Source organism: Hydrogenimonas sp. (genome assembly GCF_029932565.1).
In the GTDB taxonomy this organism is placed as follows: domain Bacteria; phylum Campylobacterota; class Campylobacteria; order Campylobacterales; family Hydrogenimonadaceae; genus Hydrogenimonas.
The window spans coordinates 1-14,974 of record NZ_JAOZPV010000043.1 but is presented as its reverse complement, the minus strand read 5'-3'; the positions used below and the strand labels follow the sequence as shown (position 1 = coordinate 14,974).

Genomic DNA, 14,974 nt, shown 5'->3' with positions numbered 1-14,974 from the left:
AATTCTTATAAAGGACAGGAGGCAAATTGAATTTCGTCATGGAAACATGATATTATCCTGTTCGACAGTTATGCAATACCAAATTCAATGAATTGTTGTGATCAACGGGAAGGATATTTTTATGATACGAAGACGGGTGATCGCACTCTCTTTCATATTTTTGTCACGTGATGGGAACAAAATAAATCGTTAGTCGTATAAAACGAAAGCATGTTTCGTTTGGCGTTGTCAAGGGGCTCCGTCAATCTTTTTCAAAATCGCGCCTCACTACTCACTACTCACTACTCATTTACGCTTTCACCCGGTACAGCACCGAAAAAAGGAGCGGTACGAAATAGAGATTCAGGACCGTCGCCCAGATGAGCCCGAATCCGAGTGTCACGGCCATCGGCTGCAGAATCAGCGCCTGGCCCGACGCGAAGAACATCAGCGACGAGAGACCGAGTACTGTGGTCAGCGATGTGAGCAGAATGGGACGTAGGCGAAGTTTCGCCCTCTCGAGAAGCTCGTCGATCGTCTTGGTATGCTTGATGAAATCGATCATGATGAGGCCGTCGTTGACGACGACACCGGATAGACCGACGATCCCGATGAGGCTCGGCATCGTGATGTTCATCCCCATAATGATATGGCCTATGAGCACACCGAAGATCGAAAGCGGAATTGTGGTCAGGGTAATCAGCGGCAGCGCGATGGAGTCGAACATCCACACCAGTGCCACGAAAATGAGAAAAATCGCGATGACTGCCGACTGGATGATCTCTTTTTTGACAGTCCGGTTTTCCTTCTCTTCTCCCTTGATATCGATCGATACGCCTTCATCTTCGAGCTTTTCGAAAACAGGAGCGAGTCGGTCCATCACTTCGCCCGACGTGATGAATTTTTTGTTCAGAGACGCATAGACGGTACTGACGCGCTTGCCGTCGACCTTGAAAATCTTCGCGAAACTCTTTTTCCGTTCGATATCGACAATATCGGTCAGTTTCACCCACTGTATCGAACCGGGCACCTGCAATTCGAACCGCTCGAACCGCTCCAGCCGGTCTTTGCTGTTATCCTGCAACCGGATGCGCACCAGACCCTCGTCGTTGAACATCTTCCCATATTCTCCTTCGAGAAAGAAGGGCTGCAGAGCCTGTGTCACGAGACTTTCGTTGAATCCGAGTCGCTGACCGTAGCGGTTGACGCGCAGTTTCAGCTCCTCTTCTCCCAGCTTGGCATCGTCTGTGATATTGTCGACCCCCTGCATCTTATGCAGTGCTGCTTTGACCGACTTCAGCGCTTCGGTTACCTTCACGGGTTCGCCGCCGAACGAGAGTTCGATATCGCTTTTGATGATGCCTGCCTGGGGTACGATAACATTGATCTCTTTGAAGAGCGGACCGTACCGGTCGCGCTTTTTCCGGAACGGTTCGACGATCGACTGAATCTGTTGAGCGATGGCCTGGGCCGAGTGTATTCGCATCATATCGCTGTCGTCGTATTCAGGGCTCAAATAGGGGTTGAGATATGTGTCGAAAAAGTTTTTTGGGACAGGTTCGTGCAGGTTCACGAAAATATGGAAGAGATTGTCGGCATGCTCCCCTTTGTTGTTGCTGTCGACTTTGAGCCCTATGACGGCCGTGATAGAGGCGACATCTTTTTTGTCGAGCCCCTCCAGCAGTGCCTGTTCAAGCTGCGAGACGATCGCTTCGTTGTCTTCGAGGTCATTGTTGATATCCACTTCACCGTTGACGTAGATCTGTGTTGTGTCGAAATCGGGAAAGAGCTGAAATTTGCTCTGCTTCGCCAGCAGCCATGTACTCAGCAAAATGGCGGCAACCATCAAAGGCAAAGAAAGATAGCGATAATGGACCATCGGTTTCAGAATGGTGCGATAGATGGCGTAGTTTCTATCCCAGAAACGGCGTGTGAAACTCATTTCATGGGTCGGCCTGAGCATATCTTTCGCATGAAGCGGCAGAAAATAGAAGGCTTCGAAGAGTGAGCTGAGCAGCAGTACGGTGATCATGAGCGGCAACACCTTGATAAACTCGCCGAGCTGGCCGCTGAGCATCAGAAGCGGCAGAAACGCGAAGACGGTGGTCATCGTCGCCGTCAGAACGGCCGGGAACATCTCCACCGAACCTTTCAGCGCCGCCTCTTTGGGAGGCATCCCCTCCTCGATATAGCGGTAGATGTTTTCGGCGACAACGATGGCTTCGTCCACCAGCATCCCCAATGCGATGAGGGCACCCAACAGCGTCAGCATGTTGAGACTGTAGGTCAGAATTTCGAGTGCGACGAGGCCGATCATGAAACTGACAGGGATCCCGATGGCGACGACCAGGGCGATGCGGGCATTGACGAAGAGCAGCATCGAGAGAAAAACCAGAAAGAGGCCGAAAATGATGTTGGAGACGACGGTATTGAGCCGGTTTTTGATCCAGACGGATGTGTCGGTATAGACATCGAAGGTGAAATTGGGATATTTGCTCTTGTACCCCTCCAGAATCTGGCGGATCTCTTTGGCGAGTGCGATGGAGTTGCCCTCTTCCGATTTGCTGACCGATATCGAGACATTTTTGACACCGTTGAAATGCGAAATCTCTTCCGGTTCGCTGAGCTGGAACTTCACCGTGGCAACATCTTTGAGATGGAGCGTCTTGCCATCGACTTTCAGGATCGTGTTTTCGAGCCGGCTCGCCTCTTTTTCACCGTTGATCGTACTGATGAAGTAGTGCCCACCACGCTGTTTGACAGCACCGATCGGATAGATCGAAGCGAGTTGCGACAATGCGCTGACAAGGGAACGGTCGGAGACACCGAGGGCTTTCACTTTTTCGCTGTCGATGAAGATATCGAGTTCGTCGTCGGCATCTCCGTAGATGACGATGTCGCTCAGGTCCTTGAGATTGGCGAGCTCGCTTTTGATCTCGTCGGCGACATCAAGCAGCCTCTTCTTCTCCATGTCACCCGCCACGGCGATCAGCACAAGGGGAAAGTTGCGTTTGGCGATCTTGGCGATCGGCTCATCCATGTCGGCCGGCAGATCCCGCCGGATGTTGGCGATGATATCTTTGGTATCGTCGAGAGTGAGGGTGGGTTCGTTACCGGGTTTGATGTCGGCGCCTATCGAGAAGGAGCCGTTTTTGATGACCGATTCGATCGTATCGATTTCACTCAGATTTTTCAGGCCGTCTTCGATCGTATGAACGACCATCTTGTCCAGAATATCGGCACTGGCACCGGTATAGTGCCCCGTAATGAGAACCCTGTCAAGCGTACCAGGAGGGAAAATCTCCTTGGGAATGTTGTGATAGGCGAACACCGAAAGGAGAAGCAGAAAGACGAGAAATATATGGTTGAGAATCGGTTTTTCGATCGCGAAGCGTATGAACTTTTCTATCATGAACCTGTTCGCATCAGAAAATCGTATCGAGGATCTGGTTTTTGACTTTCAGCCCTTCGACTTTGCGGCTGAGAAGTTTGTTCTCTTCGAGGAGTGCCCCATACTGGGTTTCAAGACGATCGATGGCACGGCTTTGATAATAGATTGAATTTCTCAAGTATATCTTCGGCAGAAAAAGGAGGAGAGCAATGGCTATAGAAATTATGACCAATAATAGAAACTGCCAGTCAGCCGTACCATCGTAAGTGGCCTCACTTATACTATCGGCCAGTTCCGTTTTTTCTTTAGGGGTTGTACTCGAAAGTTTTTCACGGGAACCGGCGGCGGTCGTCTCTCTCTTCGTCGGCACGGTCACTGCTCCTCAAACTTGAAACACCGCAGTTTGGCACTGCGGCTTCTGGGGTTTTGCTTCAACTCCTCGATACCCGCGGTCAACGGCTTTCGTCCGAGCGGCTTTCCCAGGGCGTGATCGTTTCCGCATGTACACCGAAAGGCGTCCGGCGGGCAGATACACGCGGTGCTCCACTTTTTGAACCGCCGTTTGACCAGACGATCCTCGAGCGAGTGGAACGTAATGAGGCCCACTACCGCTCCCTTCGGCGGCTTGCTCTCCAGGATATCGAGAAGACGTGCGATTTCGCCCAGTTCGTCGTTTACTTCGATTCGGATCGCCTGAAAAAGGGCTGTCGCGGGATTGGTCTTTCCGCGCTTCGGAATCACACGTCCCAATATTTCCGAAAGCTCTTTGCCACTAACTATCGGCTTTTTTTCACGGGCGTCAACAATCGCCCTCGCGGCTTTCCGGTAAGCCCGCTCTTCGGCGTACTCTCTGAAAATCCTCTCCAGTTCCGCCTGCGGGTAACGGTTGACGACATCGTATGCCGTCAACTCCGCATCGGGATTCATCCGCATGTCGAGATTCTCCGAAAGAAAACTGAATCCGCGCTCTTTTTTGTCGAGCTGCAGCGATGAGACACCGAAGTCGGCCAGTATCCCGCAGACGGGAAGGTCGAGAAACGCCGGCAGCAGATCGGAGAAGCGCCCCCGATGCGCCTCGAACCGGTCACCGAAGGGTGCCAGGCGCTTCGTAGCGAACGCGATCGCCTCCGGATCCTGATCGATCCCGATCAGCCGAACATTCGGGAACGTTTTCAGTATCGCTTCACTGTGTCCGCCATACCCGAGCGTGCAGTCGACGAAGGTGCCCTCTTTCGGCATCGCTTCGAAACATGCGAGCACTTCGTTCAACAGTACGGGGATATGGGGAGTTTTTTCGTTCATTACGCTTCGGACTCTTTTTGCGAATTATAGCTTATTCCGAGCAGTTCCATGAGGCGGAAGGCATTCTGTACGGCGAAACCGCCGAAATCGTTGTTGAAATAGACGAAAATGGCATGCAGATTGTCCGATTCCGCTTTCAGCCGATCGGCCCAGATCTGCAGCGTCGCATCGTCGTAACTCCCTCCGTAACGCCCGGTCGGACCGTGAAAACGGATATAGCCGAAGTCGGCCGTCATGACCGGTTCCATCTCACGTCTGCCGAAATCGTTGATGCAGAGCGCGACATTGTAGCTTTTGAGCAGATTGTAGATATCGTCGATCAGCCAGCTCGGATGACGGAATTCCACCGTGTAGCGGTAACCGTGCGGAAGGAGTTCCAGAAAGTCGGCAAGCAGATCGCGATCGAGGTGGAGCGAAGGCGGAAGCTGGAAAAGAATGGTTCCGAGCTTCGGTTTCAATGGCTTGACGAGGTGCAGATAGCGGTAGAGCTCCTCTTTCACATCTTTCAGTTTCCGGTAGTGGGTAATGCCCCGGTAGGCTTTGATGGAGAAGAGAAAATCGGGCGGTGACATATCGGCCCAGTGTTCCGTCGTCTTCAGACGCGGCAGATGGTAGAAGGTGCTGTTGAGCTCGACCGTTTTGAAATGTTTCATGTAGTATTCGAAAAAGTGCGACTTCGGCAGATCTTCCGGGTAGAAAAGACCCCGCCAGTGTTCGTAGTAGAATCCCGACGTCCCGACAAAGATATTGTCTCTCATAACGATTTCACCGCATCGTAGGCCGTTTCGACCATTTTCGTCATCTCGTCTTTCGTTATCACATAGGGTGGCATGAAATAGAGCACCGGCCCGAGCGGACGGATAAAGACACCACGTTTCAGACAATACTCGAAGATTTTGAGATTGACACGCGTTTCGGGTGCATATCCCTGCAGCTCGACGGCCGCGATCATCCCCTGCTGCCTCACCTCTTTGACGTTGGGCAACGATTCGAACGGTGCGAGCAGCGCCTTCATCCATTCGATCTTTTCACGATTCTTCTCGATGACGTTCTCGCTTTCAAAGATGTCGAGAACTGCATTGGCGCAGCTGCATCCGAGGGGATTTCCGGTATAGCTGTGGGAGTGGAGAAACGCCTTGTATTCGAGGTAGTCGCAATAGAAACGGCTGTAGATTTCATCGGTCGTCACTACGGCAGCCAGCGGCATATACCCGCCGGTCAGCCCCTTCGAAAGACAGATGAAGTCGGGAACGATATCGGCCTGTTCACAGGCGAACATCGTGCCGGTACGGCCAAAACCCACGGCGATTTCGTCGGCGATGAAATGGACACCGTAGGTTTCGCAGAGCCGCTTCGCCAATGTGAGATAGCGGGGGTGATACATATGCATCGATCCGGCACACTGTACGAGCGGTTCGACTATCATGGCGGAAATCTCACGGCTTTGAACTTTCAGAATCGTTTCAAGTGCCACGGCGGCTCTCTCTGCGGCTTCCGTGCTACGATCTTCCGGCACGGGGGTCTGGATGGATCGGATCAGGATCGGCTTGTAGGTCTCTTTGTAGAGTCCGACATCTCCGACCGAGAGCGCACCGATCGTTTCGCCGTGGTAGCTGTTGGTCAGAGAGAGAAACAGGGGCCTGTTTTCGCCCTGGTTCAAATGGGCGTGATAACTCATTTTGAGCGCCACTTCGACGGCGCTCGAACCATTGTCGGCGAAGAAGACTCTGTTGAGACTGCCCGGTGTGACATCACACAGCCTTTCGGCAAGTCGTACAGCCGGCTCATGCGTAAATCCGGCCAGCAGAACATGTTCAAGGGTCGCCGCCTGTTCGGAAAGTTGTTTGGTAATGTAGGGGTTGGCATGGCCGAACAGGTTGACCCACCAGCTGCTGATTCCGTCGATGTAGCGATTCCCGTCGAAATCTTCGAGCCAGACACCTCTGGCAGATCTGACAGGAACAAGCGGCAGATTCTCATGGTCTTTCATCTGGGTGCAGGGGTGCCAGATATGAGCCAGGTCACGTGCCATCAAATCGGCATTTTTCATGAAACCACTCACTTTCGTGTCAATAAGTGTAAACTTTTTTGACAAGTTGTAAATTGTTGTGAAAATATCGGTAAATTCGGCATTAACGCGTTAAATTTAAACCGAAATTAATTTCAAATTAAATAAAATCAGTTAAACAACTGACGTTACGGATAATCGAGTATTGTGCATGACGTCCGTTAGCAATTATACCGCATAAATACCAAAGGCTTTTGAATGATATCATGGATGCAAAAACACAGAAAATATCTTGTCATCACGATCTGGATCAGTACGATCGCATTCGTTGGAGCAGGATTCGTCGGCTGGGGAACCTACCAGTACGGCAGCAAGAGCAACAGTGTTGCGATGGTCGGGAGTATTCCCGTCACGATGGAGGAGTTCCAATATGCTTACGGCAATGCCTATCAGCAATACAATCGTGCAATGGGTGGCACGCTCGACGAAGCGACGGCCAAACAAATGGGTCTGCAGAAGCAGGTCCTCCAATCGCTGATCTACCAGGCTCTCATCAAAAATTTCGCCAAGGATCACGGCATCGTCGTCAGTGAAGAAGAGGTTCAGCAGGCGATTGTCGCGATCCCTGCATTCCAGAAGGACGGCAAGTTCGACAAGAGTACCTACATAGCCGTACTTCAGAATATGCGCATGAAACCCAAAACGTTCGAAGAGAGCCTCAAAAACGACCTTTTGATTCAAAAAGCGCTTTCACTGTTGACACCGGGCACCGTTCCTCTGGAAATCGAAGCTTTCGGCTCCGCCATATTCATGGCCGACAAGCTTCGATACAAAGTATTTACGCCCGATGACGTCACAATCGAAATCCAAAACGACGATCTCAAGCAATACTGGGAGTCGCACAAAGAGAACTATATGACCCCGAAACGGTTCAAGCTCGCCATTCTCTGGATCGCACCCTCGAACGAGACACCGACGGACGAAGCGGTCAAAACATACTACAAAGAGCACCGGACCGATTTTACAGACGACAAGGGTCAGATTCTTCCGCTGGATAAAGCGAAAGAGAGAATCGCCGAAGCGATCCGTCTCAAACAGGCGAAAAAGAGTGCCCAGCTCGCCTATATCGATCTGAAAAAATCACGAAAGAAAGCGGATGAAGAAAAAGTTCTCGATGCGGGCGATCCGATCTTCACTGCGGAAGTCTGGCAGGCGATCGAAGGTGCTGTCGCCGGGACGGTTCTCAAGCCGAAAGTTGTCAATGGCAAATATGCCGTCATCAAAGTCGAAGAGCTGATACTCCCGAAACCGAAAAGTTTCGAAGAGGCCTATGCCGACGTCAAAGCTGACTATCTGAAGACAAAACGGGCGGAAGCACTGATTCGACTGGCGGAAGATGCGAGTAAAAATCTCGAAGGCGGGCAGGAGTCTGACTATGTGACACGCGACAGCGTTGACAAGCTCCCTCCCCTTACAAAAGAGGAAGCCACGGTATTTCTTCAAAAACTTTTCGCATCGGACAAAGCCAGCGGAGCGATACTTCTTGACAACAAAGCTGTCAGTTTTCATATTCTGGAACAAAAGTTGCTTAATAGTGACAAACTGTCGCAGCATAAAGCATTTATAGAAGAGAATGCAGGGAAAATGAAATCGAATCTTCTGCAAAGCAATGTGATTGCACAGCTGCAGCAGAAATACCCGATCGAAATATTTCTAAAGGAAAACGAGTGAGCAAACCTCTCCTCGCCATTGACATCGGATCGAGCAAAATCAGCGTCGTCATCGCTGAATACAAAGGTGACGCGGTCCATGTCATCGGTTCCGGTGTCGCAAAATCCCAGGGAGTGCGCAAAGGGACGATCACCAATATCGAGTTGACGACACGATCGATCCGCCAGGCGTTAAGCGACGCGAAGCGGGTTGCCGGCACAATCGCCAGCAAAGCGATCATCTCGATTTCGGGCGCCTACACCCGATCGATCAACAGCTCCGGAATCGTCAACATTCCCCAGCAGGAGATCGGCATCAAAGAGATCAACCGCGTCATGCAGACCGCACTCTACAATGCCAATATCCCGAACGAATACGAAGTGCTTCATGTCCTCCCATACAATTTCAAAGTCGATGAACAGGAATACATCGAAGATCCGTTCGGCATGAATGCCAGCCGGCTCGAAGTGGACACCCATATCATTACCACCCAGAAATCGAGTCTGAGCAACCTAAAAAAAGCGGTCAAATCGGCAGGTATAGAGATTGAAAATGTCGTGCTCGCCGGATATGCTTCCTCCATATCGGTACTGAACGATGACGAGAAGGAATTGGGAGTCTGTGTCATCGACATGGGTGGATCGACCTGCGAAATGGTCGTACATTCGGGCAACTCGATCCGCTTCAACACCTTTCTGGCTGTCGGTTCCAACCATATTACCAACGATCTTTCGATGGCACTCCATACACCGCTTCATGTAGCGGAGAAGATCAAACTCGAATACGGATCGCTCAGGACACCGTCGAACGATCTGATCGAAATTCCCGTTATCGGCGACGAAGAGGAGAACCACGAAATTTCGCTCGAAATCGTCTACAACGTCATACAGGCGCGTGTACAGGAGACATTGATGATTCTCGCCAAAGAGCTCGAAAAAAGCAATTTGCGGGATCAGATCGGAGCCGGCATCGTATTGACGGGCGGTATGACAAAACTCGACGGCATCCGTGAACTGGCTATGGCGATATTCGACAACATGCCGGTCCGTATCGCCAAACCGAGATCGGTCGAAGGTGACTTCGAACCACTTCATGATCCGGCATTTGCAACCGTCATGGGTCTTTTGGAATATGGTGCCGGCGGCTATACGCAATACGAAATCGACTCCAATAAAAAGATGCTCCATAAAAAAGAGCCGATCACTGCCAACGAGGGAGATTTGCCAACCATTTCGCTGACCTCGGAAAACGGTGGAAGCAAAAACGATGGGAATCTGGAAAACAAAGATATCAAACAGACACTCGCCCAGGTAGCCCAGGAAAAACGAGAACCTTTTGGAGAGAAAATCAAAAAAGTGTGGCACTGGATGACACAAATATTTTAGGAAGGAGTAAAGAGTGAGCGAAAAATTTTCAATTGAAGAGTCCCCGGCCGTCAGCGGAGCAAGAATCAAGGCGATAGGTGTCGGTGGTGGCGGCGGAAACATGATCAACCATATGATTCATCAGGGAATCGACGGGATCGATCTGATTGTCGCGAACACGGATGCGCAGGCACTGGAAGCGTCAAAAGCATCCTACAAAATCCAGCTCGGTGAAAAACTGACGAAAGGCCTTGGAGCCGGTATGAAGCCGGAAGTGGGGCAGGAGTCTGCACTCGAAAGTTACGAAGCGATCAAAGATGTCCTTGCGGGTGCCGATATCGTTTTCGTCTCTTCGGGTCTTGGCGGCGGCACGGGAACCGGTGCGGCACCGATCATTGCACAGGCGGCCAAGGAGGTCGGTGCATTGACCGTTTCCGTCGTAACCAAGCCGTTCCGATTCGAGGGGCGCAAGCGAATGAAACTCGCAGAGACCGGACTCGAGCAGCTCAAAAAAGAGAGTGATTCCATTATCGTCATTCCAAATGAAAAACTGCTCAGCATCGTCGACAAAAATCTCGGTATCAAAGAGAGTTTCAAACTGGTCGACAACATTCTGACCCGGGCGGTCAGCGGTATCAGCAATGTGATCGTCTCGCGCGGTGAACACGACATCAATCTCGACTTCGCCGATGTCAATACCGTCATGAGCCATCGCGGCCTGGCACTCATGGGCGTCGGAGAAGCTTCCGGCCAAAGCGCAGCCTACGAAGCGATCAAAAACGCCATCGAATCACCGCTTCTCGACAGCATGGATATCAAAGGAGCGATGGGTGTGCTCGTCCACTTCCATATCCATCCCGATTATCCGATTCTCGAAATCAGCGAAGCGATGGGAATCGTCGAAGACAACGCGGACGAAGATGCACATGTCATTTTCGGTACGACGACCGACGAAGCACTCTCACCGGACGAAGTCAAAATCACGATCGTCGCAACAGGTTTCGAAAGTGGAGACCATCAGCACAACGACGAAGAGAAAGCCGAAGGCAAAAAACAGCAGATTACGCTTATGCAGCCGGAAGTCACCAAAGAGCCGGAGATTCCGGTCAGCACACCACGCGTCAAAGTGGTCGGCGGATACGACAATGAGGATATCCTCGACATCCCGACATGGATGCGCAATCAGATGGATTGATCACCCATCTGATCCTTCTTTCTGCAACTCTATCCTTCCTGAAACTGGATGGGACCTTCGCTCTTCCCATCCAGAAACTGTCTGACATACGGATTTGTCGTCGCCTTGAAGTGCTCGGCATCCCCAAACTCGATAATCCGTCCGTCATAGAGCATCGCGAAGTAGTCACCCGCTTTGAAACTCTCCTTGATATCGTGCGAAATGAGCACCGACGTCACTCCCAGTGTCTTTTTCAGATGGACAATCATGTGTGAAATCAGATCGCTCGTAATCGGATCGAGGCCGCTTGTGGGCTCATCGTAGAGAATGATCTGGGGATTGAGCGCGATCGTCCGTGCCAGACCGACACGCTTGCGCATCCCTCCGCTCAGTTCGTCCGGAAAAAGCCGAAGAACCTCTTTGGGCTGGAGTGCCACCATTTCGAGACACTCCACAACTCTGGCTTCAATGGCATCTTCCTTCATGGCCGTATGTTCCCGCAGCGGAAACGCCACATTCTCGAAGACATTCATACTGTCGAAAAGCGCACCGCTCTGGAAGAGAAATCCGACTTTCTTTCGAATGGCTCGGATCTGATCCGCATCGGCATGGCCCACCTCTTCGCCATCGACCCATATCTCGCCCTCGTCAGGCTTCAGGAGTCCGACGATATGTTTGATAATCGTCGACTTTCCTCCACCGGAAAGCCCGAGAATTACGGTCGTCTTCCCCTCCGGGATGGTGAGGTCGATCCCTTTGAGTACCTCGTTGGAGCCAAAGCGTTTTTTCAACCCTCTGATTTCGATCATTGTTGTCCTATTAGTCAGACGATCTTTCTGTAAAGATAACGTCCCAGTAATATCGCCAATGCTACCACAAAGATCTTGAAATCCCACTCAGAGATCAAATGGGTTTTTTGGAACAGCTCGTTATCGAGAATCGATTCGCCGCGCTGCTGGAACTCGACGATCTGCGGCGTATAGTAGAGTGTAAACATAAAACCGGTCCAGACCGTGACGAAAGCGCTGTAAAATGTGATCTGGTCACGATAGAAACGCAGAAAGTGGTACCCTTCCGCCACCAATACAAGGACACAGGCAATATTGACGAGCCAGTTCATCTTTAGAAAGATCTGCGTCATGATGAGACCCTCCTGATAATGGGTCAGCACACCGCCACCCAGCAGATCGTCGGCATGAAAGATGACCGGTGCCGCAAAGACACCGGCACACAACCCTGCACCCAGCGTGATGCCGAGCAGTATCAGGTAGGGAATCCAGAGTTTTTTCGGCATCGAAAGCTCGATGGGGGAGTTGGGGGGAGTATTGGGTTGCATAGTAAACCTTTTTAGTGAAAAGTGAAAAACTAAAAGTGAAAAGTTGGTGTGAACCGATGCTTCGCATCGGACCATTTCAAATTAAAACGAAACAGGAACGCAGCGACTTTTCCAAAACTTTTAGTTTTTCACTTTCTATCTATTACTGACGTTATAAAACGTCATCTCGAAAGCGAAAGCTTTCGTAGCTTCAGGGGGCGCAGGGGACTTTTAAGTCCCTGCAAAAACATGGGCTTCGCTCATGTTTTTCGTAACATAAGATAAAACCCTCTGTCCAGCCCCGCCAAATCTTTGTAGAAGCGCGGTTCGGGCAGACCCTGCTCTTTGCAGAACATGGCGATCGACTCTCTCTGGTCGTATCCCATTTCACAGACCAGATGGGGCACATGTCGCGCTTTTGCCGTCAGGATAATCTCTTTGAGCAATTCATCACCACATTCACCGCCGATCAGGGCACGCTGGGGTTCATACCGTACCGAATGGGGAAGCAGGTACTCTTTGCAGATATAAGGGGGGTTCGATACGATCATGTCACAGCGGGTTTCGACACCATCCAGAAGATTGGTATGGACCAGTTCGATGCGATCCTTCAAAGCGTATCTCTCGACGTTTTTCATCGCATATTTCAGTGCATCTTCGGAAATATCGCTTGCGACGATCTTCAGATGCGGGAACATCCTCGCCAGTACAATGCTGACGGCACCGCTCCCCACACCGATTTCGCATACCTTTTCCAGCTGGTATTCCCGAATGATTTCGGCAGCCATATCGACCAGTAGTTCCGTCTCCGGACGGGCGATGAGAACCCCTTCTCCCACTTCGAGAGAAATATCGTAAAATGAAACGTTGCCCACGATATATTCGATCGGTTCACTTTTCTTTCGCCGTTCCACCAGTTCGAAAAAACGTTCCGCATTCCCGAGCTCCTCATCGCTGTGCATATGGAGCCATGTCCGATCCCTGCCCAGACAATGGGCCATCAGAATTTCCGACTCGAGGCGTGGACGGTCCGAAACTCTCGATAAAATCACAGATGCTTCACGAAGCGCCTGTTCGATCGTCATATGCTGCACTCGCCTTTGAGTGCTTCATCCTCTTTCCCGTCATGATGGATGCTTTTATCACCCAGTGCTTTGAGGCGCTCGATGATCGGCGGATGGGAGTGGTAAAAGAAGATTGTGAGTTTGTGAGCCATGGGAAAACTCTTGTTCTCATCGACCAGTTTTTTCAATGCGCGAATCAGATCGTCGCTTCCACTCAATTCGACGGCATATCGGTCTGCGGCATATTCATTCTGGCGGCTGACAAAACTCATGATCGGCATAAAAAGGAACAGAAACACCGAAATCAGCAGCATAAAAAGAACCATCAGCATTGCCGGTGTTTCGCGTACACCAAGTTCCATGAAAAGTGTCGTCGGAAAATTACCGAAAATATAGAAACCGACAAAAAGGATGCCACCGAGCATCGCGATGTTTTTGTAGATATCGCGGTGTTTGAAGTGGCCCAGCTCGTGACTCAATACCGCCAGCAACTCATTGTCGCTCAGCTTCTCGAGCAGCGTATCGAAGACCACGACCCGTTTCGTCTTTCCGAGACCGCCGAAATAGGCGTTGAGACGTGCATCGCGCTTGCTGGCATCGACAACATAGACCCCTTCGCTCCGGAATCCGCTCTTTTCGAGCAGGTGGTTGATCTTTTCGCTGAGCGCTTCGTTTTCGAGCGGCGTAAATTTGTTGAAAATCGGAGCGATCAACGTGGGGTAAAGGAGATTCAGCAGAACGATGACGGCAAAGATGAGGAGAAAACTGAAAAACCACCACATCGGCACATTGACAATGATCCATGCGATTGCCGCACTCAATACGGAAGCAACCGCAAGCGTCAGCAATCCCCCTTTGATCTGATCTTTGATAAAAAGCTCCGGAGTCGAATGGTTGAATTTGAACCGTTCATCGATGACGAAGGTTTTGTAGATGGAAAAAGGGAGTTCAACGATGTAGTTAACGATCAGAAAAAGATCGACGGCGAGTACGGCCTGCCAGATCGGCTCCATATTCCATGTCATCGTGTCGAGCCAGCGAATACCCCATGAAAGCCAGAAGATGAACAGCCCGTACTCCACCAGTGTTTCGACGATCTTGAGACGTTCGTTGGCGATGAGATAACGTGCCGACTTCATCCATGTGCTCGGCTTCATCAGCACCGGAGACATGTCCTTCGCCTTGGTGACGTAACCGATCTGCATGACACTGATATAGACTTTGATGATTACGTAGAGAAAAAAGATGATGGAGAGTGCTTGAACCATGCTTGGAATATCCTTGGTGCGAATTATGAGGATTATAGCCAAGATAGGTTAAAATCCATTTCCATCATATCAATGTAACTCATTTCTATAAGAAAAGGGACGTATGGCGCTCGTAGACCTGCTCGAAGTCGATAAACAGTTCGAATCGCAAATCATTTTTCAATCTATCAACTTTCACATCGACGAGTACGAACGCATCGTCATCGTCGGACGTAACGGCAGCGGGAAAAGCACGCTGATGAAAATCGTCAGCGGCGAGATCGAGCCCGATGCAGGAAAACGGATCGTCCGTCAGGGCATCCGAATCGAAATGCTGAGCCAGCAGCCCACATTCGAAGCGGGCGTGTCAGTCCGCGACGCGATCGAAAAGGAGCTGACGGAAATCCAGGAGGCGAAAGC

At 50.8% G+C, this 14,974-nt stretch carries 13 protein-coding genes; 4 read left to right on the top strand and 9 right to left on the bottom strand.

Features of this window, described 5'->3' with window-relative positions; translation table 11 throughout:
- Nucleotides 1–289 precede the first annotated feature (289 nt).
- The 5 genes from Q1K24_RS06340 to Q1K24_RS06320 form a co-directional block, all read right to left on the bottom strand.
- Nucleotides 290–3,391, bottom strand: a complete 3,102-nt coding sequence (locus Q1K24_RS06340) for an efflux RND transporter permease subunit (RefSeq protein ID WP_300367643.1) — start codon at nucleotides 3,389–3,391, stop codon at nucleotides 290–292.
- A 13-nt stretch (nucleotides 3,392–3,404) separates the two neighbouring features.
- Nucleotides 3,405–3,548 carry a hypothetical protein gene (locus tag Q1K24_RS06335; RefSeq protein ID WP_300367640.1) on the bottom strand — a complete coding sequence of 48 codons (144 nt, stop codon included), beginning with the start codon at nucleotides 3,546–3,548 and terminating at the stop codon, nucleotides 3,405–3,407.
- Between the two features lie 194 nt (nucleotides 3,549–3,742).
- On the bottom strand, nucleotides 3,743–4,672 hold the full coding sequence (gene rsmH, locus Q1K24_RS06330; protein WP_300367637.1) for a 16S rRNA (cytosine(1402)-N(4))-methyltransferase RsmH: 930 nt from the start codon (nucleotides 4,670–4,672) through the stop codon (nucleotides 3,743–3,745).
- Nucleotides 4,672–5,430 carry a DUF72 domain-containing protein gene (locus Q1K24_RS06325; protein ID WP_300367634.1) on the bottom strand — a complete coding sequence of 253 codons (759 nt, stop codon included), beginning with the start codon at nucleotides 5,428–5,430 and terminating at the stop codon, nucleotides 4,672–4,674. Before Q1K24_RS06325 ends, rsmH begins: the two co-directional genes overlap by 1 nt.
- Nucleotides 5,427–6,722: an adenosylmethionine--8-amino-7-oxononanoate transaminase gene (locus tag Q1K24_RS06320; RefSeq protein ID WP_300367631.1), complete on the bottom strand. Its 1,296-nt coding sequence runs from the start codon at nucleotides 6,720–6,722 to the stop codon at nucleotides 5,427–5,429. Before Q1K24_RS06320 ends, Q1K24_RS06325 begins: the two co-directional genes overlap by 4 nt.
- A 228-nt stretch (nucleotides 6,723–6,950) precedes the next feature.
- Here Q1K24_RS06320 and Q1K24_RS06315 point away from each other — a divergent pair, with 228 nt between their 5' ends.
- Genes Q1K24_RS06315 through ftsZ form a run of 3 tightly spaced genes read left to right on the top strand, consistent with a single transcriptional unit; the run spans nucleotide 6,951 to nucleotide 10,949 of the window.
- On the top strand, nucleotides 6,951–8,411 hold the full coding sequence (locus tag Q1K24_RS06315; RefSeq protein ID WP_300367628.1) for a peptidylprolyl isomerase: 1,461 nt from the start codon (nucleotides 6,951–6,953) through the stop codon (nucleotides 8,409–8,411).
- Nucleotides 8,408–9,775: a cell division protein FtsA gene (ftsA, locus tag Q1K24_RS06310; RefSeq protein WP_300367625.1), complete on the top strand. Its 1,368-nt coding sequence runs from the start codon at nucleotides 8,408–8,410 to the stop codon at nucleotides 9,773–9,775. Before Q1K24_RS06315 ends, ftsA begins: the two co-directional genes overlap by 4 nt.
- 13 nt (nucleotides 9,776–9,788) lie before the next feature.
- On the top strand, nucleotides 9,789–10,949 hold the full coding sequence (gene ftsZ, locus Q1K24_RS06305; RefSeq protein WP_300367622.1) for a cell division protein FtsZ: 1,161 nt from the start codon (nucleotides 9,789–9,791) through the stop codon (nucleotides 10,947–10,949).
- A gap of 29 nt (nucleotides 10,950–10,978) precedes the next feature.
- On the opposite strand, the gene Q1K24_RS06300 is transcribed toward ftsZ, so the two are convergent.
- The 4 genes from Q1K24_RS06300 to Q1K24_RS06285 all read right to left on the bottom strand — a co-directional run bounded on the left by Q1K24_RS06300 (nucleotide 10,979) and on the right by Q1K24_RS06285 (nucleotide 14,575).
- Entirely contained in the window at nucleotides 10,979–11,737 is a 759-nt protein-coding gene (locus Q1K24_RS06300; protein WP_300367619.1) for an ABC transporter ATP-binding protein, read from the bottom strand.
- 14 nt (nucleotides 11,738–11,751) lie between these two features.
- Complete coding sequence (locus Q1K24_RS06295; RefSeq protein ID WP_300367616.1) at nucleotides 11,752–12,264, bottom strand: DUF4149 domain-containing protein; 513 nt, start codon at nucleotides 12,262–12,264, stop codon at nucleotides 11,752–11,754.
- Nucleotides 12,265–12,503: 239 nt separating this feature from the next.
- Nucleotides 12,504–13,328, bottom strand: coding sequence for a peptide chain release factor N(5)-glutamine methyltransferase (prmC, locus tag Q1K24_RS06290; RefSeq protein WP_300367613.1), 825 nt, complete (start codon nucleotides 13,326–13,328; stop codon nucleotides 12,504–12,506).
- Nucleotides 13,325–14,575, bottom strand: a complete 1,251-nt coding sequence (locus Q1K24_RS06285; protein ID WP_300367610.1) for a M48 family metallopeptidase — start codon at nucleotides 14,573–14,575, stop codon at nucleotides 13,325–13,327. Before Q1K24_RS06285 ends, prmC begins: the two co-directional genes overlap by 4 nt.
- A gap of 103 nt (nucleotides 14,576–14,678) precedes the next feature.
- On the opposite strand from Q1K24_RS06285, the gene Q1K24_RS06280 reads away from it, so the two are divergent.
- Nucleotides 14,679–14,974 (top strand): ATP-binding cassette domain-containing protein (locus Q1K24_RS06280; RefSeq protein ID WP_300367607.1); only part of this gene is annotated, 296 nt, incomplete at its 3' end.

Coding starts and splice junctions, on each gene's coding strand:
- Q1K24_RS06340 (WP_300367643.1), bottom strand. CDS start 3,391: ATGATAGAAAAGTTCATACGCTTCGCGATCGAAAAACCGATTCTCAAC.
- rsmH (WP_300367637.1), bottom strand. CDS start 4,672: ATGAACGAAAAAACTCCCCATATCCCCGTACTGTTGAACGAAGTGCTC.
- Q1K24_RS06325 (WP_300367634.1), bottom strand. CDS start 5,430: ATGAGAGACAATATCTTTGTCGGGACGTCGGGATTCTACTACGAACAC.
- Q1K24_RS06320 (WP_300367631.1), bottom strand. CDS start 6,722: ATGAAAAATGCCGATTTGATGGCACGTGACCTGGCTCATATCTGGCAC.
- Q1K24_RS06315 (WP_300367628.1), top strand. CDS start 6,951: ATGCAAAAACACAGAAAATATCTTGTCATCACGATCTGGATCAGTACG.
- Q1K24_RS06300 (WP_300367619.1), bottom strand. CDS start 11,737: ATGATCGAAATCAGAGGGTTGAAAAAACGCTTTGGCTCCAACGAGGTA.
- Q1K24_RS06295 (WP_300367616.1), bottom strand. CDS start 12,264: ATGCAACCCAATACTCCCCCCAACTCCCCCATCGAGCTTTCGATGCCG.
- prmC (WP_300367613.1), bottom strand. CDS start 13,328: ATGACGATCGAACAGGCGCTTCGTGAAGCATCTGTGATTTTATCGAGA.
- Q1K24_RS06285 (WP_300367610.1), bottom strand. CDS start 14,575: ATGGTTCAAGCACTCTCCATCATCTTTTTTCTCTACGTAATCATCAAA.